Origin of the sequence: Methylibium sp. (genome assembly GCF_031393925.1) — a bacterium.
Lineage (GTDB): Bacteria > Pseudomonadota > Gammaproteobacteria > Burkholderiales > Burkholderiaceae_C > Methylibium.
Map to the genome: position 1 here is coordinate 1 of NZ_JANMWL010000139.1, position 1,565 is coordinate 1,565.

2 protein-coding genes are annotated in these 1,565 nt (G+C 69.8%); one reads left to right on the forward strand and one right to left on the reverse strand.

Translation table 11 applies throughout. The features are described 5' to 3' along the window. Positions 1-80: 80 nt before the first annotated feature. Positions 81-1,136 carry a hypothetical protein gene (locus tag RMO12_RS08100; protein WP_309638904.1) on the forward strand — a complete coding sequence of 352 codons (1,056 nt, stop codon included), beginning with the start codon at positions 81-83 and terminating at the stop codon, positions 1,134-1,136. A gap of 30 nt (positions 1,137-1,166) precedes the next feature. On the opposite strand, the gene RMO12_RS08105 is transcribed toward RMO12_RS08100, so the two are convergent. Further along, positions 1,167-1,565 (reverse strand): phosphoribosyltransferase family protein (locus RMO12_RS08105; protein WP_309638905.1); only part of this gene is annotated, 399 nt, incomplete at its 5' end.

Genomic DNA, 1,565 nt, shown 5'->3' on the forward strand with positions numbered 1-1,565 from the left:
CACCTCGCCGCTCTCGCCGACCGTTGCGCAGATTGAGCTGCATCACGTCGCACGCTGCCTCCGCGTGCTCGAATCTACGCATGGAAACGGTCAACGACACGCCCGGCATCGAGGCCAAGCTGCGCTACTTGCAGTCGACGCTTGCACCCGCGGGTATCGGCGAGTCGGTGCGCCGCGTCGAGACGCACAGGGCGTGGCTCCTGCTGGGTGGCGAGCGCGTGGTGAAGCTGAAGAAGCCGGTGCGCTGCCCGTTCCTCGACTTCACGACCGTGCACGCGCGCGAACGCAACGCCCACGCCGAGTTGCGCGTGAACCGTCGGCTCGCGCCACGCGTCTACCTCGGCTTGCTGGCGCTGCAGTGGGACGACGGCGTCTTCTCGCTCGTTGCGGAAGAGCAGCTGCCCGCTCCCGGCCGCACCGTCGACTGGCTGGTGTCGATGCAACGGCTGCCGGCGGAGCGGATGCTCGACCGGGTGATCGCCCGCGGCGAACTGAGGCAGCGCGACATCGACGCGCTGTTCGAGGTGTTGGTGCCCTTCTATCGGCATGCGCCTCGACCGGCCCTCGGCGAAGACGAGTACCTGCAACGCCTGCGCGACGAACTCGCCGCGAGTCGCAAAGTGCTCGCCAGTCCGCGCTTCGAACTGCCGCAGATTCACGGCCTGCTCGACCGCATGGACCGGGCAATGGTGAGGCACGAAGACCTGCTGCGAGCACGCGTGCGCGGGCGCCGCATCGTCGAGGGCCATGGCGACTTGCGCCCCGAGCATGTGTGCCTGATCGAGCCGCCGGTGGTCATCGACGCGCTCGAGTTCGACGTGCGGCTGCGCGAGGTCGATCCCCTCGACGAGTTGTCATTCCTGAGCCTGGAATGCGCGATGGCGGGCGACGCGGCGATCGGCCCGCAGCTCCTGGCGCGCTGCGCCGATGCGCTCGACGACCCTCCCCCGGCCGCCCTCCTCCAGCTTCACACCGCGCACCGCGCGCTGCTGCGAGCGCGCCTCAGCGTGGCGCACCTGCTCGAAACCGATGTCCGCACGCCGCAGAAATGGCTGCCTCAGGCCGGGCGATACCTGCAGCACGCCGGCGATGCGCTCGACGGGCTCGATGCGCAGGAGGCGCAGCGCAGCCACTGAGGGGTCTTCGGGGGTTTTCGATTCAGCGGCTCACCGGCACCAGGACTCATGGCTGGCACGGATCGCTTCGGCAAACAGCGGCGCCGCCGACACGACATGGAGCTTGGCGCGCACCGGGCCGTCGTCGGGCAGCCGGAACGGTGGCACGCTGTCGGTGACGACCAGTCGCGATAAGCCGTCGGCCGCAAGCAGCTGCGGCGCTTTGTCGACGAACAGGCCGTGGGCTGCGCAGCCGATGACGTCCTTCGCGCCGGCGCGGCGCAAGGCGGCGGCGCTGCGCTGCAGCGTCTCGCCGCTGGCGATCAGGTCGTCGAGCAGCAGCACGGTGGCACCCTCCACCTCGCCCGCCACCAGCTGACCGCCGCTCAGCACGCCGGCGCTGCGGCGCTTGTCGATCATCGCGAAGTTGACCGGCCGACCCATTCGTTC

Coding starts and splice junctions, on each gene's coding strand:
- RMO12_RS08100 (WP_309638904.1), top strand. CDS start 81: ATGGAAACGGTCAACGACACGCCCGGCATCGAGGCCAAGCTGCGCTAC.